Genomic DNA, 24,387 nt, shown 5'->3' with positions numbered 1-24,387 from the left:
GATCTACTCCTTTCCTGCGTCCAATGAGATTACGACATCATCACCGGAATCGTGCAAGATCCGAGCCCATTCCCCATTTGGCCGATAGCGGTACCACTGGCCATACTCCGGGTCCAAGACGACCAGGTGTACCCATTCGTTATGATAATAATGCTGAAGAACCTCATGTCGGGCAATGAGTTTCTCGATTCCGCGGCGAGGAGCTTCGACGATCGTCAGCAACCGCATCGGCTCATGGTACGGCATCTCCCCATTCATCACCGTTTGCCGTGCCAATCCAAGTCGAAGATCACTCCAGGGGCCGGACATGATGCCGAACCGTCCAACCACGTTGTGGTAGATCTTGCTGCCGCTGCCATATACTTCGTTGTCGACGGCAGAAAAATAATGTTCCATGTTGATCCATTGCGCAACAACCTGAGGAGCGGTCAGTAAGACCTCCAGGAAACGGGTCGTCGGGTCCTCTCGATAGTCATAGGAGTGCAGGAACATCCGACCATTGAGATCCAGCCCCTTCGTGAGTTCGCGACGACCGATCAGGAACGTGGTATTGCCGGAGAGCCCCCATTCGGGGCGAACTTGACTCCAGTCCACACTACGCCGACGCACATGGGCTGTGGCTTGCGATTCGTCCAGCGGCTGCTGCAGCTCTGGGAACCGTCCGCATCGCTCCTGGCTCGCCAGTTCCGCGGCTTCCCGTAGGTCAGCTTGGAGTCGCGCGAGGTCGGCACGATGGGTCGGTGGCACATCTTCGAGGTCGAACAAGCGGACCGCGTCGGTGGTGGTATCCATCTGGCCGGCAAGGAAGTGCGTATCGGAAGGAATATCAATCCCCGCTTTCCGTAGGCGCTCACGGACCTTGCCATAATTCGCCATCATGGCGAGAACTCGGGCATTGGGTTGGCCTTCATTCCCTCCGCACGCGCCACAGTCGAGCGCCGACTCGTAGGGATTATTGTCAGATGTGCTGCCGTGCGCACAAAACAAGATGAGCCGGGCGAACTTCTTCGTCAGTCCCATCATCCGCAGAGCGGTCTCAACGGTCAAGGTCTGTTCCTCAAGCGTGAAGCCGGTTCTGGTCAGTCGTTCCTTAAATCGTGAAGCCGCACGAGGGTTGACGTCGTATTCTCGTTGGAGCAGCAGGATAAACGCATCAAGCGCGTCTTCCTTCAAGCCGACGGCCTGCGCCTCGGCCAGGAATCCGGTGTCGGGCTGCTCCTCACCGTGAAGGGCCCGCTGTCGCAGTCCATCGATGAGCGACGGGGTGATATGAGTACTGCGTAGTCCAAGACGCTCCTGGAGTGCCATCCGCACCAGCTTCTGCTGCTCGACCGTCAGCATTTCCGAGGTATCCATCGGGGACAATTTGTTCACTGTCAGGGTCGTGGGGAGGGGCGGAACAAACTGTCGTTGCAGCCACGTCGCGACGCGCCGATAGAGCGACGGAAGCAGCGTCTTTCCAAAAATCGGCAGGCTATAAAACCAGCCGATAGACTCGACCATGACGTAAGGGGTAATAACGTTTTCTTTCAGATCGTGCAGCAACGTGTGGCCTGCATGGACCCACTTCGTCCACACCTGATGTTGCGAGACCTTGTGATCCAGATAGCTTCGTGGGATTTCCCGGACTTCGTTCTTGGCCCGCATGATGACGGGGAACTGTTCCGTGTCGTGCTCTTTTCCCCAGGCGCGGTACCGAATGAAGGCGGCAAAGAAGCCGGCGAAGCCATAGGTCTCATGCGGACCGATCGATTCGAGGTGGCGACGAAATGGCTCGGATCGGACGTCGATACAATACACGGACTGTGAATAGGGGCGAACGGGAAGAGTTGTCGGCTTCTCCGTGCGCTCTTGTTTTGACGCAGAGATGAGTTGTCCGATCAGTGGCTCATGATAACCGGCTTCAAAGGCCTTCAGCCACACGATGCCATGGTCCGATTCCGGAAAGGCCTCGATCCAATCGATAACCTGTTTCAACGCCTGGGCCTCGCTCTCGACCAGCTGTTCATCGCGAATCTCGAGTGATCGGCTGAGCGCGAGGAGTCGTCGGGCATTTCCACGCCGACGCGCGGCCTGGTGCCGGGGAACCACCTCCGTACGATAGCGCGCGAGCACCGTGTTCCAGCCTTGTCCTTTCCGATGGGCAAGCCGATCGACTTCTTCAGCGTAGAGTGCGGGGAGATGGCCGGCGATCCGCTGTCGTCGCAAATAGTACTCCTCCGAATAGTCACGCATATAGGCGACGATCTCGTCGAATCGCCCTTGAATATCCAGATACTCTCGACATGCCGCCTGCACGAGCTCACGGGCGTACCACAGGCGAATGGCGAGGAATTTCACCAGGCCGACAGGATGGGCTTGTTGCCAGGGATAGTCTCGTTCTTCTCCTCGCCATTTGATAAAGCCTCCCCACCCCGGGAGGGCGGTCAGCTGGAGCGACAAGTAATCTTGCCGCAATGCTATTGGAATGCCCAACAGGTCCAAACTTTCCAGCAGCGTGTCTTCCGGATGATCGGGGAGCGCGGCAATTTTACGGCGACTGTCGGGAATCCCGATGAGTGACCATTCTTGTGCGGCGAGGCGCTTCCAGGATTGGTACAGCCCCTCGTCACGGTCGGACATGGCCCACGCGGCATGTCCCTCATCGAGAAAGGCCGAGCACCACTTGATCATCTGGTCATTGATGGTTTGGACGATTGAGGTGCCGAGGGTGTCGTCACACCAGTGAGACAGGGTGAGCCACCGGCAGAGCGCGGAGTGGTTGGTCTCCAGGACTTTTTTTACACGCTCGTCAAGGGAAGGCGTCTCCAGGACCTGCTCCAGCTTCCTCGCGATCCGCTCAATCAGATCTCGGTCGGGATCATTCAGCTGATCGTCGAGCGGTTCTCGCACGGGGGAGCACAGCCCTTCCGTCAGGCACGCCCGCAAGACTTCTCCGTGGGTTACTGACCGAGGTCCAAGGGCGATCGTTCGATCGCTTGCCAGCGCTTGTAAGGCCGTCTCCAGGTGCTCCACGCGAATGCGGCCGGATGCGACGTAGGCACGATACAAGTCGTTCGGGAGATAGCCGTCTCCATTCAAGAATTGCTTGCCGCGCCGGACCGTTTCCTCAAAGGGGAGGTATTCCAGGCTATGTAATGGATTGTGGTGGACGAACGTCCGCATCGGCCAGTATTGCGCGATGATTTCGCCGGCAAGGCGGACGATGCCGCGGAGTTCCATCCGTTTCGACTCGAGATCCATCGATTCATTCACTGGTGTCATGGAATCGCTCGCAAGAACGTTCCGGCCATCGACTGCGCGGCCGTCGACGACCACCACTCAATAGGGGCCAGTCCCAACATCGTAAGGATGACAACCGTGATGGTCAGTGCCGCCCACTCTTGCTGCACGACATCACGATAGCGAAGGTCCCCTCGCCTGATTCCGAACAACAATCGTTGTACCGCGCTCATGAGATACCAGGACGCTGCCAGCCAGGCCGACGACATGATCATCAGACCAATGAGTGACGGAATCGGTGAGTGGAGCAGCAACCCCATCAGTCCGGCGAACACGCCGAAGGGGGGAAGCCCCATCGCTGCCAATGCCAAAAGAGACAACAGCACGGCATAGCGCGGCATTGATGAGGCCAATCCACTGATCGAAGATGGGTCGACGTCATCACCATAGCGTGTCCGAATGATTTGCCAGGCAATGAGCAGTCCGCAGGTCGCAACACCGATGGAGGCGACGAAGACGGCGGCGCGAGACGTCGCCAGGCTCGATGCCGAGGTATGCCACCAGAGCATGGAAAAGAAGGAGAGACTCGCATACGACAGCATGAGTCGAATCCGAGTCTGTGCCAGGGCTTTGACCGCACCATACAACGCTCCGATGAGCGCGAGGAGGCCGACGATACCGGAGAGCGCCGCGGGAATAATGTTTAGGGCCGAGGCCATGACGTGCAGGCCGACGGCGGGAAGAAGAAATGCCGAGAATGAGGGCAGATTGCCGGGCAGTCGTGTGAGCGCAATCACATAGCTGGTATGGAACGGCAGGAGCGGGATCAGCACCGCCGCAGTAACCAGGATCCCTAACGACGAAAGCGGAGGCGTGGTCAGTGCGGCGACGACCACTCCAAGGGCAGCGAGACAAAATTGGCTGATCCCCCACCATGAAATCGGCCACAAGCTCGTATGGTGACGTATCAACAAGCCGCTTATGCTCACCAATAGTGTCAAGAGGAACAGCTGACTCAATGGAGCCGGATGGGCGATGACCCCGATCCCCAGTCCGAGATTGACTAAGGTCATGAGCCAGGAAAGACGGTGATCCTTCTGAACCGGCTGTCCCAAGATGGAGATCATGGCCACGATCGGAAGCAGATCGAGGAGCAAGGCGCCTTCCGGGAGGTGTGTCGGAAGTTTCAGAATCGGGACGACAGTGATGAGGCACCAGATGACGCACGATTTCTTCAGCTGCGGCACGTCTTCCCAAAGTATCCGACCGGTCGCGGCGCCGATGAGCGGAATGCAGGTGGCGAGCCAAGAAAAAAGAACCGCGCTCGTCATCGCCGCGACCATCCCTCTTCTTGTTTGTCGACCCAGTGGACAAACCGCAGGAGGACTTGTCCGAGACGGCCATAACATTCGTCGGCATACAATCTATTGATGAGCGCCACATACACTCGATGTCGGATTTTCTCGACCCAAGCCGGTATCCAAACACTTCGCCCATGGGCCTTCAAATACAGATAAATCCAGCCGAGGATGGTCAGGCCTGTCGCGCCTACGAGAAGCAGGTCGAACAGCCAGTCGGGTAGGTCGGCAGCCTTGTAGTAAGCGGCGACTTCATTGGGATTGGGGTAGAGGAACGCGGTGAACGATTCCACCGCAAACAGGTAGATGAAGATCACGAAGAGCAAGGTCAACAGCATGGTGGACGATACTTTCCAGGATGCGACCGCGCGCAATCGCGTGAGTGTCAGGATCGCTTGTGATGAGGTGATCCATATGAAGAAGAGGATGATGACGGTCCCATGCGACTCCAACAAGGGAATGTGCAACACTCCGTGGGTCACCAAGAGAATGAGCAGCGGGATGACCAGGCTCGTTAGAACCCCCGTCGACCAGGTGAGGTTGGACAGTTCTTCCTCCTGATGATGGGTACGGTCTGTATGGGGGAAATGCGGCTCGACTCTGGCCTTTTGAATCACGTTTCCACAATTGAGAAAGACCGTGGCCTTAAAAAGACCATGTGCGATCAGATGGAAGACCGCCAGTGAAAATGCGCCGAGCCCGCACTCCATAATCATGTACCCCATCTGGCCGATCGTCGACAGTCCCAACGTCTTCTTGATGTCGCTCTGCACCAGCATCATGGAGGCTCCCAGCACCGCAGTCACTGTGCCGACCACCAAGGCGACGTGCAACGTGACCGAACTCAAGCCGAAGAGCGGCGCCATGCGATTGATCAGGAACCCACCGGCGTTGATGATGCCGGCATGGAGCAAGCCGTGTACGGGTGTCGGCGCAAAAAGCGAACTCGGTAACCAGAGGTGAAGGGGAAACTGTGCGGACTTTCCCATCGCCCCAATGAACATCAGTAAAGTAATGGCGGTGGCGGCGTCGATCTCCATGCCCGGCCACAGTGCCACGGTATGGGCGGAGGCCCTCGCGCGGGCGAACAGCTCGGGAATTTCAAGCGTTCCGTACACCTGGTAGGTGAGGATGATCCCCATCAGGAGGGCCATATCAGCCACACGCAGGACCGTGAACGTTTTGTAGGCTCCGTCGAGAGTCTGACGATGACTATGGTTGTGCGCGAGCATGTAGAGCAGGTAACTGAGCAGTTGCCAGAACAAAAACAGCATCATGAGATTCGCACTAGACACCATGCAGAGCAATACGAAATCTGTGAGGCAAATCAGCGTCAGATACCGTCGGTAGTGGCGGTCCTGATACATATAGTTCACGGAGTAGGTGTAGATGATCAGACTGACGGCCGAAATCAGTGTCATCATGACGCCACTGAGTCGGTCGATGTAAAACCCGACAGGAATCGTGAGAGACGCAACCGTGGCAGGGTTATAGAATTGCAGGGTGATCGGCCCCGAGATCGTCACAGCATATAGAGTTCCCGCAGCTCCCACACAGGCCGCTCCCATCAGAAGCGCGGCAATCTTGGCATGGGCATAGCGGGTTGAGTCCTCTGCACAGACTACGACCAGTGCGGCGACCAGAGGAAGCAACGGGATGAACAGTGCAGCCCACATCGGTTCGGTATGACCTCAAAAAACACAAAAGCCAACTGCCTCGTGTCGACCCATGGTCAACCCAAGCAATTGGCTTGTACTGCGACCGGCCTCTCAGCATGAAGAGCGAGTCGCCCTACGGCCTGCGACTGAAAAACAGCCGTCTTGCCCGTCCGCAAGCAATCTTGTGGAGAGGCAACACTGCGTGCCACCGATAATGCGGCTTCATGAATAATATGGGGCAACGTATAGCGTCAAGCTCGAAATGGTCGCGCAGGTCTTCACTTCGTCCCTGCGGGACCGAAAGACTCCACGCGAGCCCCGTGATAGAGGCGAAAGTCCTACGTCGGTACTTGTTCGCCTGCTACTTGCGCTCTTATAATCACGGGAGAGGGGGCTATGGAAAACTCAATACGCAATGCCGTCATCAGGTTTGAGCAAGAATTCATGGGCCGTGGGCCGGATGAAGTACGAGCACTCGTCGCCCGCGATCTTGTGGTCGTCCGACTGAAAGGCGTCTTGACACCGGCCGAACGTCAGCTTGCCAAAACGGTGGAGGGGGTTGAGATGGTCAAGCAACTTCGACAGAACTTGATCGCACAGGGCAGGGACAAGCTCTGTGAGCAAGTCGGTGAAATCACCGGGGCGAAGGTGCTCGGGCTCTTTACCGATATCGACGTGCAGCTCGGCGAGCGGGTCCTGGTCTTTACGACGGATCGGGAGATCCAATATGGGACGAGGTAGCAGGCCGCCGGATGGCGGCAGCTTCGGCTCCATTGCATGATCCCTTCGTTAACGAAGGATTAGTAGTTCTAGGTCGCAGTATCCATCACGCTTCTGCTGCAATCGCCGATCCGCTGTTGCGACAATGTGCGTCGATCGTCGTTCGCCCTTCAATAGACTCAGGGCCGTGAGCTTGCCGAACGGTGAAGCATCTCGGTCAGCGGTTTCAAGTTCGAGGTTTCATGTTTTAGGTTGTCCGAAAACTTGGTACCTGAAACGTGGAACTTAAAACTACTCCGGGCGAGTTCACCACGAACCGTCATGAATCAAGCTGGTTAGTGTGCCTCCATGATGGGGACTCACGTGAGTCCGGGAGAATGATGCGGCATCAGCCCGATTTGATGACGGAGGATGTCGAAGAAGCGCAGAGGCTACGGGAGGGCTTGTAAAGGTGCGTCATGCAGATGTAGGTGAGTATGCTACTCCTACCCGGTTAGGGCGCCCATAGGGCGGGGACCGGCACGAGCCAGAGTTTCTCGCCGAATGGGATGACGCGATCACCCAGGTAGAGCACGAGACCGGTGCGGAACCGTTTACCGAGTTGATCGCGTAGCGCTTGTAAGGCGACAAAGTCAGAGGCTGTCACGGTCGCGCTCGCTTTGACTTCGACACCGGCCACTGAGCCGTCGGTTTGTTCCAGCACCACATCCACCTCCGACCCGCCGACGGAGCGGAAATGGTAGAGCGAGGCGTGTGGAGCAATCCAAGACAGCTGTTTGCGCAGTTCACCCACGACGAAGGTTTCCAGCATCCGTCCCAATAACGCACGATCGTCGTGGAGTCGTCGCGCCTGTGCACCGATCAGATGGCAGGCCAGGCCGGTGTCGACCAGATGCAGTTTGGGGGCCTTGACCAGGCGCTTGCCCATGTTTGTTGACCAGGCCGGGAGGCGATGCACGAGAAACACTGTTTCCAGCAGGGTGAGATAGCGGGTCAAGGTTGTGTGCGGGAGTCCGGCATCCCTGCCGATATCGGCGAGATTCGCCAACCCGGCTGTGCGAGCAGCAAGCAGTTTGAGCAGGTTGGGTAGCTGGTGCAGCGCATCCACCCGGGCCAGATCGCGCACGTCCCGTTGGAGAATGGTGGAAATGTAGGACGCAAACCACGCCGACCGGCGATCGTCGTCGGTACGCTCGACGGCTTCCGGGTATCCGCCTCGCGTTAATCTGGCTGCAAGATCCTGTGTTGTTGCGGTGAACTTGGTTTTGGCGATGGTGCCGTCAAACAGACGGGTCACGAATCGCTCCCGTGTGCCGGCAAGCTCACCCGATGAAAACGGGAAGAGCGGAATGATCTCCATCCGTCCGGCCAGTGATTCGGATAACCGTGGCAAGGTCAAGACGTTAGCCGATCCCGTCAGCAGAAAGCGACCGGGTGTGCGGTTCTTGTCCACGGTGACTTTGATCGCCGGGAAGAGATCCGGGGCCTTCTGGATTTCGTCGAGGACGACCGGGCCTTGCAGGTTGCGGATGAACCCCACCGGATCACTCGCAGCCAAGGCGAGCGTGGCCGCATCATCCAGGGTGAAGTATTCTGCCCCGGTTTTCTCAGCCATCACTCTGGCCAGCGTGGTTTTCCCTGTTTGCCGAGCGCCGTTCAGGAGCACAACCGGCGTGTCGGCCATGGCCGAGTGGACCGCATGCTCAATAGTTCGCTTGATCATGGAGATATATTCACCTCTTTGTGGTGAATTTGCAAGCAAACCATCGCGAAAACAGGATTCAGCGGGCATCTGCATCTAATTCTATAGTTGGATGCCGGTGGTGGAGGTCCTGATCGGGTGCAAAAACCGTTGAATGATACAGCTAGCCGCAGTATCCATTACGCTTCTGCTGCAATCGCCGATCCGCTGTTAAGACAATATGCGTCACTCGTCGTTCGTGAAGTGTGAAGCGCCTTAATCCCGAACGAGATACGCTTCACGTGCGACGTTTCACGAGATGCTCGTCCAGATGGTTTCGCCCTAAACCACCATGAATCAAGCGGGCTAGTGTGCTGGCGTCTCGGCTGGTTGTGAAACAGAAGGCGTGGTGACCGGCGGATCGCCACGTTTGGGAGTAGGGTGCCAGCCCATGACCGCGAGCAGCACCAAGAAGCTGATAACGTACGCCACCGCGACATGCCATCCGTGATACACCCAGCGACCGACGTTCTTCGCATCCGGATACATGTTAGACAGTGCCACGCCGGCGGACGAGCCGAACCAGATCATCGAGCCGCCGAACCCAACGGTGTACGCGAGCATGCCCCAGTCATAGCCGCCTTGTTTGAGCGCGAGAGCGGTGAGCGGAATGTTGTCGAATACCGCGGAGATGAACCCGAGTCCCATGGCTGACTGCCAGGATGCAAGCGGCAACTTTTCCACCGGCATCATTGAGGCGCAGGTGACCAGAGCGAGCAGAAAAATCGTCCCTTTGGTCGCGTCGGGTAACAAACCCCAATCGGGTTTGCGTAACGGCGCCGAGACCAGGATCGACAGTGCAACAGCAACCCCGATGAATGGGAAATGATCAGCGATCTCGGCGTGGACCAAATTGATGTACACGTTGGTGGAAATCGCCGTCACCAAAATGAACGCCACGATACCGACACGGCCCCAGTCCACATGCGCGCCACCAGGCTCATAGGCCCTCAACGGCGAATATTTGTTCTGCTGCAACGCGGCCGGAATGCCGAACAGGACCAGTGCGACCACCGCGGCAACGTAGGCGTGGAAGACGTCAGCCGGGCTTACGCCGTCGATCCACATCATCGTGGTCGTGGTGTCACCCACTACGCTGCCAGACCCACCCGCATTGGAGGCGGCAACGATTGCGGCGAGGTATCCGATGTGGACCTTACCGCGAAAAACGGTGTGTGCCATGGTGCCCCCGATGAGCGCTGCGGCGATGTTGTCGAGAAACGAGGACAGCACGAACACCATCGCGAGCAGCGTAAACGCCCCCTTCGCTTGCCCAGGCAGGTACTTGGGCAGGACGGCAGGGACATGGCTCTCCTCGAAATGCTTGGACAACAGCGCAAAGCCCAACAAGAGACACAGCAGATTGGACAGAATCACCCACTCATGGGCCAGGTGGCCGACCAAGCCTGGCAGACCATCGCCGGCCCTGAACCCGGTGAACGCCAATTTGTAGAAGGCAATTGTGGCGAGTCCGGTGAGTGCCACCTGCAGCGTGTGGTGGTGGAACAGTGCCACACCGAGCAGCGTGAGGGCGAACAAGATGAAGTCGAACGGGATGCCGAATGCGGTGGGTGGGTCAGTCGCCGCGAGCGCAAATGAGGGGATGAGCCATAACGCGAACGCGGCTACGGCGATGCTTAGCCACAGACCGATGTCGTTGCGGGACGATGGACTCTTCTGCTCCTCAAGCCGCATGACGCTCCCTCTGCTTCGCGTTGATCCGAGCCCACACTCTTAATGAACGCAACTGCTGCAGCCGACGATATGCCGCTGGGACAATATCCGTCGTTCGTCGGTTGTGAAGCGTCTCGATCGACCGTTTCGAGTTTGAGGTTTCATGTTTCAGGTTGTCCGGAAACTTGGAGCCTCAAACTTGAGACTTGAAACCTGAAACTTTGAACCAGAAACTATCCAAGACGGTTTCGTCACAAATCGTCTTGGATAATATGGACTAGAGGTCATGGTTCGGAGTGACAACAGGTAGATCTAGATCCACCGGAAACCCGAACGAAGCCAGAAGCTACACAGGGAGCTGAGTGAAAAGCAAGGCAAACTTTCTACGGAGCATGAGTCGAAGGCAACTCGGTGAGGTTTATGCCTGCGCTTCACTGGTGATGCAAGAAGGAGTATGGCCATAAGTAGGCTGGCGATTCAATGAGCGCGGTTGGCTTGAGATGTTGAGTCAAAACCAGGAGTCATTTGACCAGCGTGACGGGAATCTGGGTCAAATGGATGACCTTGGTGGTAACCGATCCCATCACGAGCCCAGCAATACGTCCGAGTCCACGCGATCCCATGATAATTTCGCCGGCCCCAACCGTCTTGGCGCACTCCACAATCTGTTCAGCGGCATCGCCTTCCGCCGTACTGCTTGCGAACGCTACACCCGAGGAGCGCAGCACGTGCTCCGCCGGTTCGAGAATCTCGCGGTTATACTGCGCGGCCATGTCCGCTGCTTTCTTCTCGCCCACATAGACCTGGATTTCACCGTACACGCGGAGCGGGGAGTGCACCGTCACGAGATGCACACGACCTTGTGGTTTTTCGCGTGCTCGCTCAACGGCAAGATGGAGTGCACGCATCGCGCTCTCCGAACCGTCGACTGGAACCAATATGGTGTGAGACATAACATCCTCTATCAGACCGGTTGGACTACTTCTACAGGCTCAACGCATCTTATCTCTCGCAGACTCAAGTAGCCAGCGCATAAATTCACCGATGACGCGGCTCCATGAACCCCCGACAGATCAGAACGGGAATCAGGCAAGGATGCAAAGAATGGGGTCTGAAGATGAAAGAAGTTTGCGTGTCTAGGCGTTCTTACAACGCTTCCTTACTGGAAGACTGCATACGGGCAAGACGTTCAGGGCAGGGCTTGTCGCAGCCGGCGTCGCACTCTAGACCAAGGCGTTCAAGACCACCGCAACTGCCGCCGATCGGACGACGCCCGACCAGGACACCCACTGCCATAGCCAGGATTGCAACAACCATGACAAGGAACGAGACCAGGAAAATGGTCATGACAGCTCCTGTTTCCGGTACTGTTGGAATGCACAGCAGACGCGCTCTTCAAACTGTCCATCACGTTCGATCACAAACAGGACGGGAAGGTTGAGCTGTTCAGCGATGGCCATACCACGCTCAGGCCCCAACACCTGAAATGCCGTGGCCCAGCCATCCGCTCGCATGCTGGTCTCTGCCAGCACCGTCACCGATACCAGATGATTGTCGATCGGCCAGCCGGTGTTCGGATCGATGGTATGGGAATAGCGTCGCCCGGCGATTTCAAAAAAGTTTCGATAATTGCCTGAGGTCGCGAGGGCGATGTCGCTGAGCGCCAGCATTGTGTGCACAGAGCGTTCACTCGACAACGGTTTCTCAATCGCGATCCTCCACGGTGTATCCTGCTCCTTGAGCCCACGGACGCGAATCTCACCACCGATCTCTACCATATAATGTTCAATACCGTGCGCGGTCATGAGTTCAGCCACCCGGTCCACCCCGTAGCCCTTGGCGATTCCGGAAAGATCCAGGAAGACATCAGAGCGGTGTTTGCGTATCGCTGGTTGGCTATCACTGAGTGCAATTTTATCAAGTCCGCTGCGCGCACGGGCGGCGGCAATGTCGCTCTCTGGCGGGATGCGGTCCGGATGAACGTCCGGGCCGAAGCCCCAGAGATTGACCAAGGGGCCGACCGTGATGTCGAACGCCCCGTCACTCTGGGCGCCGATCTCGATCGCGGCTTTGAGCACGTCACGGAGCGACGCGGATGCAGGAACCCATTCGGTAGTCTGCAGACGGTTAAAGCGTGACAGTTCCGACTCCGGGTCATAGGTAGACATGGTGTGATTAATCTCGGCCAGCAAGGTGTCCACTTCGATCTGGAGGTTCTTCACTGTCGGAGTATTCGGGGTGGGGCGGTATTTGACGTTATAGGTGGTCCCCATGGTGTGACCACTCATGTGCAGTTCTGCGGGAGGCGGCTCAGAGCGTAGCAGGCTGAAGCCGGTACCGGCCGCCAGCAGAACGATCAAGGCAACCAACGCACGGGGTCGCGCAATGGCGGGAGGCATGGATGGTCATCCTCCGAAGTCATCGAGCATGATATTGTCCCGCTCGACGCCCAGGTCCAACAGCATCTTGATCACGGCGGCATTCATCATCGGCGGTCCGCAGAGATAGTACTCACAGTCTTCGGGCGCCGGATGAGTCTTGAGATATTCATTATGGAGCACGTTATGGATAAATCCGGTGTAGCCGGTCCAGGCGTCTTCCGGGAGCGCGTCGGACAGGGCAACATGCCATGTGAAGTTGTCGTGCTCGGCGGCCAGCTTGTTGAAATCGTCGACATAGAACATCTCGCGCTTCGATCGAGCCCCATACCAAAAGGACATCTTGCGTGTGGTCTTGAGGCGACCCAGCTGATCGAAAATGTGCGACCGCATGGGCGCCATTCCTGCGCCACCGCCGATGAACACCATTTCGTTGTTGGTGTCACGCGCGAAGAACTCGCCGAACGGCCCGGAGATGGTGACCTTGTCACCCGGTTTCAGTCCAAACAGGTAGGACGACATTTTACCCGGAGGCAGGTTTTGTGTGCGCGGGGGAGGCGTGGCGATGCGGATATTGAGCATAATGATGCCACGTTCTTCCGGGTAATTGGCCATGGAGTAGGCACGCTCGAGGGGCTCATTGACCTTGGACACAAGGTCCCAGAGATTCAGCCGGTCCCAGTCGCTGCGAAACCGTTCTTCGATGTCAAAATTCTTAAACGAATGCTCATAGGGAGGGCAAAAAATCTGGATGTATCCTCCGGCACGGAAATCGACATATTCATCCTGTGGAAGCTCCAGGACCAGTTCTTTGATGAAGGTGGCCACATTGTGGTTGGAGCGCACGGTACATTCCCATTTCTTGACCCCGAAGACCTCATCCGGAACTTCGATCTTCATGTTCTGCTTGACCGCCACCTGACAGGAGAGACGGTAGCCCTCGCGCGCCTCACGCTTGTTGATATGCGAGGTTTCGGTCGGCAGAATGACCCCACCTCCTTCGAAGACCTTGACCCGGCACACGCCGCACGTCCCGCCGCCACCGCAGGCCGAACTGATAAAAATCTTGGCGTCGCCCAGCGCACCGAGCAGTTTTCCTCCGATCGGCGTCTCGATGGATTTCTTGTCGTTGATTGTGATCGTGACATTGCCGCTGGCCACGAGTTTCGAGCGCGCACTCAGAATGAAGACGGCCAGAAGGAGGACGAACCCGGTGAAGACACCGACTCCTAGGAGGATCTCGATCATATGCAGTCTCTTATCTCAGACTCTAGAGTTGGATTCCTGAAAAGGCCATGAACCCCAGGGCCATCAATCCCGCAGTGATGAACGTGACGCCCAGTCCCTGCAACCCTTCGGGGATGTCGGAATACTTGAGCTTCTCTCGCACGCCCGCCATCGCGACGATCGCGAGCGCCCACCCGACACCTGAGGCCACCCCGTAAGTGACGCTCTCGCTGAAGTTATAGTCCCGTTCGACCATAAACAGGCAGCCTCCAAGAATGGCACAGTTGACGGTAATCAGCGGCAAAAAGATCCCCAGCGAGTTGTACAGTGACGGGACATATCGATCGAGAAACATTTCCAGGACCTGGACGACCGCCGCAATGACGCTGATGTAGGTGATGAGCCCAAGGAAATCCAGACTGATCTCAGGGAGCCCCGCCCATGCCAGCGCGCGATCCTTTATCAGAAATTGGTAGATCAGATTATTGATCGGGATGGTCAGGCTTTGGACGACGATCACCGCGATACCGAGTCCGAGCGCGGTGCCGATTTTTTTCGAGACGGCGAGGAACGTGCACATGCCGAGGAAAAACGTCAGCGCCAGATTCTCGACGAAGACTGCTTTGATGAACAGATTGACGAGGTCCATTATGAGGCCACCTCCGGTCGAGGCGCGTGATAGATCTTGTATTCAGGTTGCTCCACTTGTGCCGGTTTCCAGGAGCGCACCACCCAAATGATCATGCCGATCAAAAAGAACGCACTCGGAGGCAGGAGCAACAAGCCGTTCGGCACATACCATCCGCCGTCTCGATCAAGCGGGAGGATCGGATATCCGAACAAGGAACCCGAGCCAAAGAGCTCGCGTATGACTCCGACGACCATCAAGAGCGCGCTATAGCCGAGGCCGTTGCCAAGGCCATCGAGGAAGCTGGGGAACGGGGGGTGTTTCATCGCATAGGCTTCCGCGCGCCCCATGACGATACAATTGGTGATAATCAATCCGACAAAGACCGACAGGTCCTTGCTGATGCTGAACGCATAGGCTTTGATGAACTGATCGGTGACGATGACCAGCGACGAAATAATGGTCATTTGAACGATGATGCGGATGCTGCTCGGGGTATGATTGCGGACCAGACTGATGGCGGCATTGGAGAAGGCGGTGACGACGGTCAGCGCGATGCACATCGTGATGGTCGTCGAGAGTTTCGATGTCACGGCTAGTGCCGAGCAAATCCCGAGGACCTGGAGGATGACCGGGTTATTATCGACAATCGGTTCGAAAATGATCTTTTTGTGTTGGTACGACATGAGCGTTAGCTCCTTTCCTGTCGCAAACGGGACAGATACGGCCCGTACCCTTTGTCGCTCAGCCAGAACTTCAGCGTATTCTCCACCCCTCGCGAGGTGATGGTGGCGCCGGCAAGGGCGTCAACCTGATGGTGACCTTCGGGAGAGGAACTGTCAACCGCGACCTTCGTCACCTCAATCTGAACCTTCCAGTTCTCGTCGAAGAGGACTTTGCCCGTCCATTGGGCGCGCCACTTGGGATTGTCGATCTCTCCTCCGAGCCCCGGGGTTTCGGCATGCTGATAGAAGCGGAGGCCCTGCACCGTTCGCAGATCCTCCTCCAATGCGAGAAATCCGTACATCGTGGACCAGAGCCCGTAGCCGTAGACCGGCAGAATCAGTTTCTTGAACTCACCGTTGGCGTCGACGATCCGATAGACCGGCAGATAGCGTGGTTCCCGCCTGATCCCCGCCACATCCTCTCGGCGGGTGAGTTCGGTGGAGATCTCGGGATCCTTTCCGGCCTTGACGATATTAAAGGTGTCAGGATCGATCCCCTTCACCTCGTCACCGGTCGCCAGCTCAATCATGTGGGCGTCAATTCGCTTGAGCGCCTGTTCTTCCGTCAGCCCCTCCTTGAGGAGGCCGGAGACCGCAATCACATTCCGTATGAGGTCGGCCTTCTGATTCGTTTCCTGAATCGGTCGAAGGAGCACCGCCGCACCGGCCACCACCACGGAGCAGACCAGACAGAGGACCAGCGTCACCAGTAGCGTCCTGCGCGCACTCTCAACCGGCGCAGCGGATACAGTGGAATCTGATTCAGGCGCGGACATGGCGGCGGAGCCTCCGTCGGATATTGAGCTGGACGACCGCATAATCGATGAGGGGCGCAAACACGTTGGCGAACAAAATCGTGAGCATCACACCTTCCGGAAACGCGGGATTCGCCACGCGGATCAGCACGCTCATGGCCCCGATCAGAATGCCGAACACCCAGCGCCCGGCACTCGTCATGGCGGCGGACACCGGGTCGGTGGCCATGAAGACTGCGCCGAAGGCAAATCCGCCCAGCACCAGATGCCAGTACCAGGGCATCGCCACCATCGGATTGGTCTCGCTGCCGATCATATTGAAGAGGAGCGAGGCACCGACCATTCCGACAAAGCACCCGACAATAATGCGCCAGGACCCGACCCCCGTATAGATCAGGAACGCTGCACCAAGCAGACAGGCGAGGGTGGACGTCTCCCCCATGGAACCCGGCATCAAACCGATAAAGGCATCCCACCAGGTCAAGCCTCCCTTGATGATCTCGTCGACGCCGCCCACTTTCCCAAGGCTGAGCGCGGTCGCACCGGAATAGCCATCGACGGCTACCCACACGCGGTCACCGGACATTTCGGCGGGATAGGAGAAAAACAGACAGGCCCGCGCGGTCAGGGCGGGATTGAGAAAGTTCTTACCGGTCCCGCCGAAAATCTCTTTGCCCAGGACCACACCGAAGGTAATTCCGATGGCCACCATCCAGAGCGGCATATCGGGGGGCAGCGTCAGCGTGAAGAGCATAGAGGTGACCAGAAAGCCTTCATTGATCTCTTTCTGACGCACCGTGGAGAAGACCGTTTCCCAGACACCACCGACGATTAAAGTCACCAGATAGATCGGCAGAAAATACAGGAAGCCATGGACCATATTGGCCAGAATACTGCCGGCATCAAACCCGATATGGAGAGCCGCCAGGAGATCGTACCGCCAGCCGGTCTTGGCCACCCCCATTTTTGCGAGTGCCAGATTGGCCTGATAGCCGGTGTTGAACCAGCTCCACAGGATACAAGGAATCAGCGCCACCACCACGTACACCATCAATCGTTTCAGATCGATGCCGTCCCGCACATGCGGCGCGTGGTGCGTGGTTTCGGGAGAGGAATAGAAAAACCCATCGACCATCTCGAACACGGGATAGTACTTCTCATACTTGCCGCCCTTGGCAAACAGAGGCCGGAGATGATCGAGATAGCGTTTCATATCTGCCATCAGCCTTCTTTCTCAATCTGGTTCAGCACGTTCCGCAGCACCGGGCCATAGTCGTTCTTGCCGACGCACACGAAGGAGCAGAGGGCGAGGTCTTCTTCGTCCAATTCCATGCAGCCCAGTTGTTGCGCCATGTCGGTGTCGCCCACCATCAGGTAGCGCAGTAATTGCGTCGGGAGGATGTCCAGCGGCATGATATCTTCGAAGTTCCCGAAGGGCACCATGGCGCGATGACCTCCGTTCAGCCCGGTGGTCATCCCAAACTCTTCCTTGCGGTAACGAAAGAGGCTCGACAGCATGACGTTACTCTGAGAGAAGGTTCTCCGTCCGGGCGTGAACCAACCCATGAACGTTCGTTCAACCCCTTCCGGAATCACGGATATCTGAAGGTGATGGCGCCCCAGATAGGACGACCAGCCGGCTGCGTGACGCCCCGACAAGATGGAGCCGGAAATAACACGGTTCTCACCGGCATGAAGCTCATCCTCGATCAACTCTTCGATACAGACGCCGAGCCTGGTCTGCAACAGGCGTGGCTGTTTCACCTGAGGTCCGCCGAGCGCGACGATACGACCGGTCCATAACCGGCCGCTGGTAAACAGCTTGCCGATCGCAATGACCTCTTGATAGTTGAGGTGCCAGACCACCTTATTGACGTCTACGGGTTCGAGAAAATGGATGTGGGTCCCCGGTAGACCGGCTGGGTGCGGGCCTTCGAAACTCGCCTGACGTACGCGGGTAAGACCTTGTGGCACCGGCAGTTCAGCCGCAGGTGACTTGCACACCCACAGCGGCATGGTGCCAAGGCACGACAGCACTGTCAGGCCGTGACCGAATGCTTCAGCCTCTGCGGTGATAATGGCAATAGGATTGGCGGCCAGCGGGTTGCTGTCCATTGCGGTCACGAAGATGGCAGCCGGACGAGTAGTCGGGTCGGCGATCTTGCTGTAGGGACGCGTGCGTAACGCTACCCACAGGCCTGATGCCAAGAGATTCTCCACCACCTGCGTGTCGGTCAAGCCGGCCAGCTGGTCGGCAGGGTAGGATGCAAAGGTCTCCTCGTCTTCGGTGTCGTCAAGCCGGATGACGACTGACTGAAGGAGGCGTTGCGCTCCACGATGGATCGCACGCACCGTACCGGCACCCGGGGCCGTGATGCATACACCGGGTAACTTCTTGTGTTCGAACAGCGCTTGACCGAGCTTGACCTTGTTCCCCTCAGCGACCAACATCGCGGGCTTGAGATCGACATGATCTACGCCGAACACGCCGACATGGCGGACGGGTGTGGCAAGCTGGACCAGCTGCTCCGGTTTCCCACTGATCGGCACATCCAACCCTTTTTTTATTCTGATCATCATGGCAGATGCGATGACAGTTACGCTGTCCTAATGGATCAACTGCGATGGTTAGGAGTTGATGTATTGTGCTCGCTGCTGGATGAGTCTGTTCTTTTCGTCAATCATGAGCCCGGCCATACGTAAAAGAGGCAGTACATGATCAGAGTGAAAGGGCCTAGTACAACCGTTTGGACACCGTGCTGTCAAGTCTTCAATTGGGGTCGTCTGGATCGACGGTTTCGGGTTTGAGGGTTCATGTTTTAGGTTGTCCAGAAACTTGGATCCTCAAACTTGGAACCTGAAACTTGAAACTATCCTCGGCAGTTAGGTGGCGAACCGTCGTGAATGATGAGGGCTAGGACTTCACATTGATCCTCTGACCTCCCAGTACTACACTGCCTTCCGGACATGGTTTCCCCACTCGTCAGATTCGGTACCTCGACTTGGACCTATGAGGGGTGGAAAGGACAGGTCTATCTCAAGGACTACCCCAAGGGGACGTTTACCAAGCACTGTTTGACCGAGTACTGGCAGTTTCTGCGCAACGGCTCACCGCTTTTCCGCACCGTCGGCAATGATTCCACGTTCTACCGGCCACCGACGAGCCAGCAGCTTCGTGCCTACCGGGATCAGATGCCTGAGCACAGGGAGATGTGTTTCAAGGTCTGGGAAGACATCACGGTGCCGGTGTTCGCCCAGCATCCACGGTATGGAGTGAAGGCCGGCAAGCCGAATCCTCGTTTCCTTGACGCACAGCTCTTAATAGATCTGGTGCTGGCTCCCTTTCGAGAAGCCCAGTTCCAGGATGGTACCGGCCCGTTTCTATTTGAGTTTCAACGTCATGATCTATCCGTGGGAGAGTTTACCTCTCGACTCGACACGTTCTTTGGCCAGCTTCCGACCGAGTTCAAGTACGCGGTCGAAATCCGTAACGCCGGCCTCCTTGGACCTGAGTATCGGAAGGTGTTGGAAGCGCACGGTGTGGCGCACGTGTACAACCATTGGTCCTACATGCCTGCATTAGCGGAACAGCACAAACGGATGCAGGGGACGTTCACAGCGCCATTCACCGTTCTCCGCCTGCTCACGCCGCTCAAAATGAGTTACGCGGACGCCAAGAAACGGGCAGCGCCCTATACCAAAATTGTCTCGGAACTCCCGGAGATGCGTAGAGACACTGTGGCGCTTATTCAGCAATCGACCAGCCAAGCCAAACCGACCTATGTGTTGGTGAACAATCGGAGTGAGGGTAACGCGCCCAAAACGATTCAAGCGCTCGTGGAGATGTTGTAAGTTGCAGGGTCAGTCGGGTGTGAGAGGCCTGTTCAGTTGGCGCTGTTTTCTCCATGAGTGGTGTTTCTCCGTCTCATTGCCATCGCACTGACGTTACGTGATCTGTGCTTGTCCGTTCCTGGTGAACTCCGGCTCAAGATTCCCCTGGCCGTGCCGAAATAGACAGAGGATCCGTCCGTGATTCGTATGGCCGGATGGACAATGCGACCAAGGACATGCCTTGGTTGATCATCTATCCGCATCTCTTCTTGATCAAACCAATGACAAAGCCACTCTATGGCCCAATGGTATTTGGAGCGATTACCTGCTCCCTCTTGGGTCTCGTGGGATGGTTTCATGTCCAGTTCACTGAGGTTGAGCCGCCGACACTGGATTCAAAAGACGTGTTTGTCTTCCCAGGGCTCACGGGACCGATGGAGAAGACGGTTGTCGTGCCCTCCAGTCTCTCATCCCCTCAGGCCTATGTCATCGGTGGCCCGAGTCGATTAGCCCTGTTACTGACAGAGGAGCGATCAAACTGGTTGGGCTTGGCGCATGGGCTAAAATCAATCGGAGTGCCGTTTGTTGTGACGCAGGACTATCAGGAGGCACTCAAACATCGGGTCATTCTGGTCTATCCAACGATTACGGGAACATCATTTTCGCGTGAGGCCATTCGCGCGTTGGCCGCCGTTCCGCGTGATGGCGGTACCTTGATTGCCACTCAGGTATTGGGTGGGGGACTCGAGGAAGTCTTTGGCTATTCGGAGGTGGCGGAGGCATTGCACAATAAAGAGATCCGTTGGAATCGTGCGCATCCTCTTATGGAACGGATGACCGACCCAGCTGAATGGGCGACCCAACTAAACGGCAAGCAGGAAAATTCCGTCGGGACCTACAGCTATAGGCAGGCCAGGGGAGCGCTCGGCAGTTATCCTGACGGGTCGGTGGCTGTGACAGCAAAGGACTATGACAGGGGGCATGCCTATGCCATCGGCATCGATCTCGGTGCCTTGTTGTTGAAAGGCTATAACAACCGTGCCGATGGGTTCACGACCAGTTTTGACAATCGATTCGATCCAACGTTGGATGTCTGGCTCCGCCTGCTGAAAGGAATGTACCAGGCCGGTGAGCCCAACGCGGTAACGATCGGCACGGTGCCGTTCGGGAAGTCGCTCTCCGTCATGTTCACGCACGATGTCGATTTTACGCAGTCCATGGCGAATGCGGTGGGCTATGCGGAGTTTGAACGAAGCAAGGGCCTGACCGGAACCTACTTTACTCAGGCGAAATACATTCGGGATTATAACGACGACATCTTTTTCAATGAACAAGGGGTACGATATCTTGCCAGATTGACCGAGCTCGGTATGGAGTTAGCCAGCCACACCGTTGCACACTCCGCCTCGTTCAACAGCTTTCCAATGGGGACAGGAGAGGAGCAGTATCCCGGGTACCGGCCGTTCGTCAAAACTCGCTCGAAGGCCTATGGCGCGACGATTCTTGGTGAACTGCGCGTCAGCAAATTTCTCATCGATCGGCTGGGCGGCGGCCGTGCGATGGTGTCATTCCGGCCCGGCGAGCTCTCGAATCCGTTCGGCCTGCCGCAAGCTTTGGTGGCAACAGGGTTTCGCTATAGTTCCGCGGCGACGGCGAACAATTCATTGACGCACTTGCCGTACCAGCTGACCTATGACCGGTTGTCGGAGTCAGAAGTCGAGATCTTCGAATTTCCCGTCACCATTGAAGACGAGGAATTGCCGCCGATGGGAGAACGTATCCCGCAAGCTCTGGTGTTGGCGAAGCAGATTGCCCGATATGGCGGCACGGTCGTGGTGCTGATTCACCCGAACATACTCGGTCATAAATTGGAGTTCGAGAAGCAATTTTACGAAGCGGTCAAAGACTGGGCCTGGTTCGGATCCATGCGTGAATTTGGGGACTGGTGGTCAGCTCGCAACTTGTTGCACGTAGACGTGGCCGGCAAAGCTGATCGAAGGACGGTATCCATCAATGCACCCCGTCGTATCTCCGGTATGACACTCGAAGTCCCGGTCGGCTGGATACTCTTGCCGCAAGAGGGGGTGAGGCAAGACGGACGTACGATTATTTTGGATGTTGTTGAAGGGGCGCATAAACTACACTTCTCAGTCGATAGGTCCTACGGTGGTATGGAGTCGAGGTGGTTTGTGCCCCCCAATCCTGGGAGAAGACCGCTCTGAACTAGACTGTTGCACCACCAAACACCCGAAAGCTTTGTCTATCCAGATGGCGGCGGCTCCGGCATGCCGTCTCAGCGGAGCGTTGCTTCAGGGAAGGGCGTACGCGATTTAATGACGACGGTACTGAGGCCAGTTTCTGGGGCAAGGCTTGTCATGATGTGACGGATCGTTACACCGCCGATGGGTTTTTCAAAGAGGGGGCGAGTAGTAGAGTACTCTGCATCATTTCACGGGTTCATATAGAGTTCTTTGGTCTCCTACTATTCTGTCTCCTAACTCATCCAAATTGAAACGCAACAGGCCTTTTTGATGTCACAGCCCACGCATTCCCGTGGCTTCTTCATAAAATAACTGTCTCCTGCAGACTAAGGTACTTCTGCCGGGTTGCTCTATAAGTGTGCCTGCGCACGTGATGTGTATCCATACACAGTATGGTGTGCCTACACACAGTAGCTTCTAGTTTTCCCTGACTCAATTGCAATGGACATCACATTTCTGCGGGTACCGTTCTTGCTGAGAATTTTGCTAGAAATAAAAATCGAGGATCTATGCAGTTGGCCACGGCGCTCATCACGATCTTATCACCGCTGATGGGAAGTTTTCTGATCATGCTTTTGGGGGCTTCCCTTGGGGAGCGTGTGGCCAGGATCGGAATAGCCAGCATGGGTCTTTCAACAGGAGCGGCACTATTCTCGCTTTATGCGTTAGTCCAAGGTTCCCCTCTTCATTTCGTTCTCACAGGATTGCCTGATCTTATTGCACCACAGTTGTTCATCGATCGGCTCTCGGGTGTGATGATGGTGCTCGTAACCGGGGTCAGTCTGGTGATCCACGTCTATTCCAGTCGATATATGCAGGGCGATCAAGGCTACGTCCGGTTCTTCAGTCTCTTGAGCCTTTTAACCTTTGTCTTGTTGATGCTGGTCACCAGCGGGCACCTTCTCTGGCTGTTCGCCGCTTGGCATGCCGTCACCTGGCTTCTCCAAACGCTGCTCGCATTTCACAAAGATAGCCGTGCAGCCCAAGAAGCGGGACACACAACGGTACGTGTACAGATGTTGGGGGATGTGGCATTGCTAGTGGGCATTGGATTGATATACACGACATTTGGCTCACTCGACTTGACGATTCTCTATGAGATGTGGAACAGCGGTGCGACTGGCTCAGTCCTCGGCGTGGGAACTTGGTGGGAGATTTCAGCCAATACGGTTATCACACTGATCATTGTCCTCTCCCTGCTGACAAAGTCAGCTCAGTTTCCGTTTCACATTTGGCTGTCAGGCACAATCGAGGCTCCGACGCCGGTCTCCGCTATGCTGCATGCTGGAATCGTCAATGCCGGTGGGTTTCTCGTAAATCGACTAGCTCCGCTCTATGGGTCGTCGCCCACCACCCTGCATATCCTCTTCGCCATCGGTGCCTTCACGGCTTTGATCGGGGCCTTATCCATGCTGACACAGTCCAGCATTAAACGAATCTTAGTCTACAGCACGATGGGACAGATGGGGTACATGGTCATGGAATGCGGCTTAGGCGCATTTGCCTTAGCCGTCTTTCATCTCTGCGCTCATGGGCTCTTCAAGGCAACTTTGTTTCTCAATTCTGGAACCAATATTCATAAGGCAAGAGCGGAGTTCATCATGCCAACACTGCACGCGGTACGTACGACAGCTGGATTTGCGCGTGAAACGTGGGTTGTCGGGTTATTCCTGACGCTGGTGATGCCGCTGGTGATTTTGTTACTTGCCCATGGTGTCATTCATATCCCGCTCTTTGAAACACAGGGCACTATGATTTTCCTTTTCTTCGCATGGGTCACTTCTGCTCAAGCGATTTTCAGCTTGTACCGGTTGGGTTCCCGGGCTTCATGGAAAGTGTCCGCCACGATGGTCGTGACGGTGGTGTTTGTTGGGTTCACCTATCTCTGGGCTGGAGAATCGTTCACCCACTTTTTATATCCAGTCCCCGGGCAAGCAGTCTCGTATTTTCAGACTGCTGCATGGCATCAAGGGTTGTTCGAGACCTTCGTCGTCATTGCCGCAATGGCCATCGTGGCTGTCTGGGCAGTGCTGTACGCCAGTGCTCACGGCATGAAGATGCCGTTCCCCAGATGGCTGGAACACCTTCATCGGAAACTGTATGTGGCCTTCCTCAATGCGCTGTATGTGGAAGATCTCTTTCGCGCACTGAACCCGTTTGCGGGTCGTACGCGATCCACGAAGTCCTATCGAATCTGAACGAGGAGCGG

General features: G+C 56.5%; 18 protein-coding genes. 4 read left to right on the top strand and 14 right to left on the bottom strand.

Annotation, left to right across the window (positions count from 1 at the left end; all coding sequences use genetic code 11):
* Window positions 1-3 precede the first annotated feature (3 nt).
* Genes ACMTNU_RS12885 through ACMTNU_RS12875 form a run of 3 tightly spaced genes read right to left on the bottom strand, consistent with a single transcriptional unit; the run spans window position 4 to window position 6,256 of the window.
* Window positions 4-3,264: a DUF2309 domain-containing protein gene (locus ACMTNU_RS12885; protein ID WP_413935665.1), complete on the bottom strand. Its 3,261-nt coding sequence runs from the start codon at window positions 3,262-3,264 to the stop codon at window positions 4-6.
* Entirely contained in the window at window positions 3,261-4,553 is a 1,293-nt protein-coding gene (locus ACMTNU_RS12880) for a proton-conducting transporter membrane subunit (protein ID WP_413935664.1), read from the bottom strand. Before ACMTNU_RS12880 ends, ACMTNU_RS12885 begins: the two co-directional genes overlap by 4 nt.
* Window positions 4,550-6,256, bottom strand: a complete 1,707-nt coding sequence (locus ACMTNU_RS12875; RefSeq protein ID WP_413935663.1) for an NADH-quinone oxidoreductase subunit L — start codon at window positions 6,254-6,256, stop codon at window positions 4,550-4,552. Before ACMTNU_RS12875 ends, ACMTNU_RS12880 begins: the two co-directional genes overlap by 4 nt.
* Window positions 6,257-6,634: 378 nt before the next feature.
* On the opposite strand from ACMTNU_RS12875, the gene ACMTNU_RS12870 reads away from it, so the two are divergent.
* Window positions 6,635-6,979, top strand: a complete 345-nt coding sequence (locus tag ACMTNU_RS12870; protein WP_413935662.1) for a DUF2294 domain-containing protein — start codon at window positions 6,635-6,637, stop codon at window positions 6,977-6,979.
* A 472-nt stretch (window positions 6,980-7,451) separates the two neighbouring features.
* Here ACMTNU_RS12870 and ACMTNU_RS12865 read toward each other — a convergent pair whose 3' ends face one another.
* The 11 genes from ACMTNU_RS12865 to ACMTNU_RS12815 all read right to left on the bottom strand — a co-directional run bounded on the left by ACMTNU_RS12865 (window position 7,452) and on the right by ACMTNU_RS12815 (window position 18,663).
* On the bottom strand, window positions 7,452-8,681 hold the full coding sequence (locus tag ACMTNU_RS12865; protein ID WP_413935661.1) for an ATP-binding protein: 1,230 nt from the start codon (window positions 8,679-8,681) through the stop codon (window positions 7,452-7,454).
* Between the two features lie 324 nt (window positions 8,682-9,005).
* Window positions 9,006-10,394, bottom strand: coding sequence for a citrate transporter (locus ACMTNU_RS12860; RefSeq protein ID WP_413935660.1), 1,389 nt, complete (start codon window positions 10,392-10,394; stop codon window positions 9,006-9,008).
* Window positions 10,395-10,894: 500 nt separating this feature from the next.
* Window positions 10,895-11,326 (bottom strand): universal stress protein, encoded by a 432-nt coding sequence (locus ACMTNU_RS12855; RefSeq protein ID WP_413935659.1) that lies wholly within the window; start codon window positions 11,324-11,326, stop codon window positions 10,895-10,897.
* A gap of 193 nt (window positions 11,327-11,519) precedes the next feature.
* Window positions 11,520-11,720 carry a (Na+)-NQR maturation NqrM gene (nqrM, locus tag ACMTNU_RS12850; protein ID WP_413935658.1) on the bottom strand — a complete coding sequence of 67 codons (201 nt, stop codon included), beginning with the start codon at window positions 11,718-11,720 and terminating at the stop codon, window positions 11,520-11,522.
* Window positions 11,717-12,772, bottom strand: a complete 1,056-nt coding sequence (locus ACMTNU_RS12845) for an FAD:protein FMN transferase (protein ID WP_413935657.1) — start codon at window positions 12,770-12,772, stop codon at window positions 11,717-11,719. Before ACMTNU_RS12845 ends, nqrM begins: the two co-directional genes overlap by 4 nt.
* 6 nt (window positions 12,773-12,778) lie before the next feature.
* The gene (nqrF, locus tag ACMTNU_RS12840; protein ID WP_413935655.1) at window positions 12,779-13,999 is read right to left on the bottom strand and encodes an NADH:ubiquinone reductase (Na(+)-transporting) subunit F; all 1,221 of its coding nucleotides are present in this window, start codon (window positions 13,997-13,999) and stop codon (window positions 12,779-12,781) included.
* Between the two features lie 22 nt (window positions 14,000-14,021).
* Entirely contained in the window at window positions 14,022-14,627 is a 606-nt protein-coding gene (gene nqrE / locus ACMTNU_RS12835) for an NADH:ubiquinone reductase (Na(+)-transporting) subunit E (RefSeq protein WP_413935654.1), read from the bottom strand.
* Window positions 14,627-15,292 (bottom strand): NADH:ubiquinone reductase (Na(+)-transporting) subunit D, encoded by a 666-nt coding sequence (locus ACMTNU_RS12830; RefSeq protein ID WP_413935653.1) that lies wholly within the window; start codon window positions 15,290-15,292, stop codon window positions 14,627-14,629. The genes nqrE and ACMTNU_RS12830 overlap by 1 nt, the downstream gene beginning before the upstream one ends.
* A gap of 5 nt (window positions 15,293-15,297) precedes the next feature.
* Window positions 15,298-16,107 carry a Na(+)-translocating NADH-quinone reductase subunit C gene (locus ACMTNU_RS12825; RefSeq protein ID WP_413935651.1) on the bottom strand — a complete coding sequence of 270 codons (810 nt, stop codon included), beginning with the start codon at window positions 16,105-16,107 and terminating at the stop codon, window positions 15,298-15,300.
* Window positions 16,094-17,308 carry an NADH:ubiquinone reductase (Na(+)-transporting) subunit B gene (locus ACMTNU_RS12820; RefSeq protein ID WP_413935650.1) on the bottom strand — a complete coding sequence of 405 codons (1,215 nt, stop codon included), beginning with the start codon at window positions 17,306-17,308 and terminating at the stop codon, window positions 16,094-16,096. Before ACMTNU_RS12820 ends, ACMTNU_RS12825 begins: the two co-directional genes overlap by 14 nt.
* On the bottom strand, window positions 17,308-18,663 hold the full coding sequence (locus tag ACMTNU_RS12815; protein ID WP_413935678.1) for a Na(+)-translocating NADH-quinone reductase subunit A: 1,356 nt from the start codon (window positions 18,661-18,663) through the stop codon (window positions 17,308-17,310). The genes ACMTNU_RS12820 and ACMTNU_RS12815 overlap by 1 nt, the downstream gene beginning before the upstream one ends.
* A gap of 390 nt (window positions 18,664-19,053) precedes the next feature.
* Between ACMTNU_RS12815 and ACMTNU_RS12810 the strand changes: the two genes are divergently transcribed.
* From ACMTNU_RS12810 to ACMTNU_RS12800, 3 genes are all read left to right on the top strand, one after another.
* A complete protein-coding gene (locus ACMTNU_RS12810) occupies window positions 19,054-19,938 on the top strand; it encodes a DUF72 domain-containing protein (protein ID WP_413935649.1) in 885 nt (294 codons plus the stop codon).
* A 215-nt stretch (window positions 19,939-20,153) separates the two neighbouring features.
* Window positions 20,154-22,139: a hypothetical protein gene (locus tag ACMTNU_RS12805; protein WP_413935648.1), complete on the top strand. Its 1,986-nt coding sequence runs from the start codon at window positions 20,154-20,156 to the stop codon at window positions 22,137-22,139.
* Window positions 22,140-22,687: 548 nt separating this feature from the next.
* Window positions 22,688-24,376: an NADH-quinone oxidoreductase subunit L gene (locus tag ACMTNU_RS12800; protein WP_413935647.1), complete on the top strand. Its 1,689-nt coding sequence runs from the start codon at window positions 22,688-22,690 to the stop codon at window positions 24,374-24,376.
* The last annotated feature ends 11 nt before the right edge of the window (window positions 24,377-24,387 follow it).

It is taken from the genome of Nitrospira sp. BLG_1 (genome assembly GCF_047338595.1).
Taxonomy (GTDB): Bacteria; Nitrospirota; Nitrospiria; order Nitrospirales; family Nitrospiraceae; genus Nitrospira_D.
Note: the sequence above shows the minus strand (reverse complement) of the source record. Positions and strands in the feature narration are given on the sequence as shown.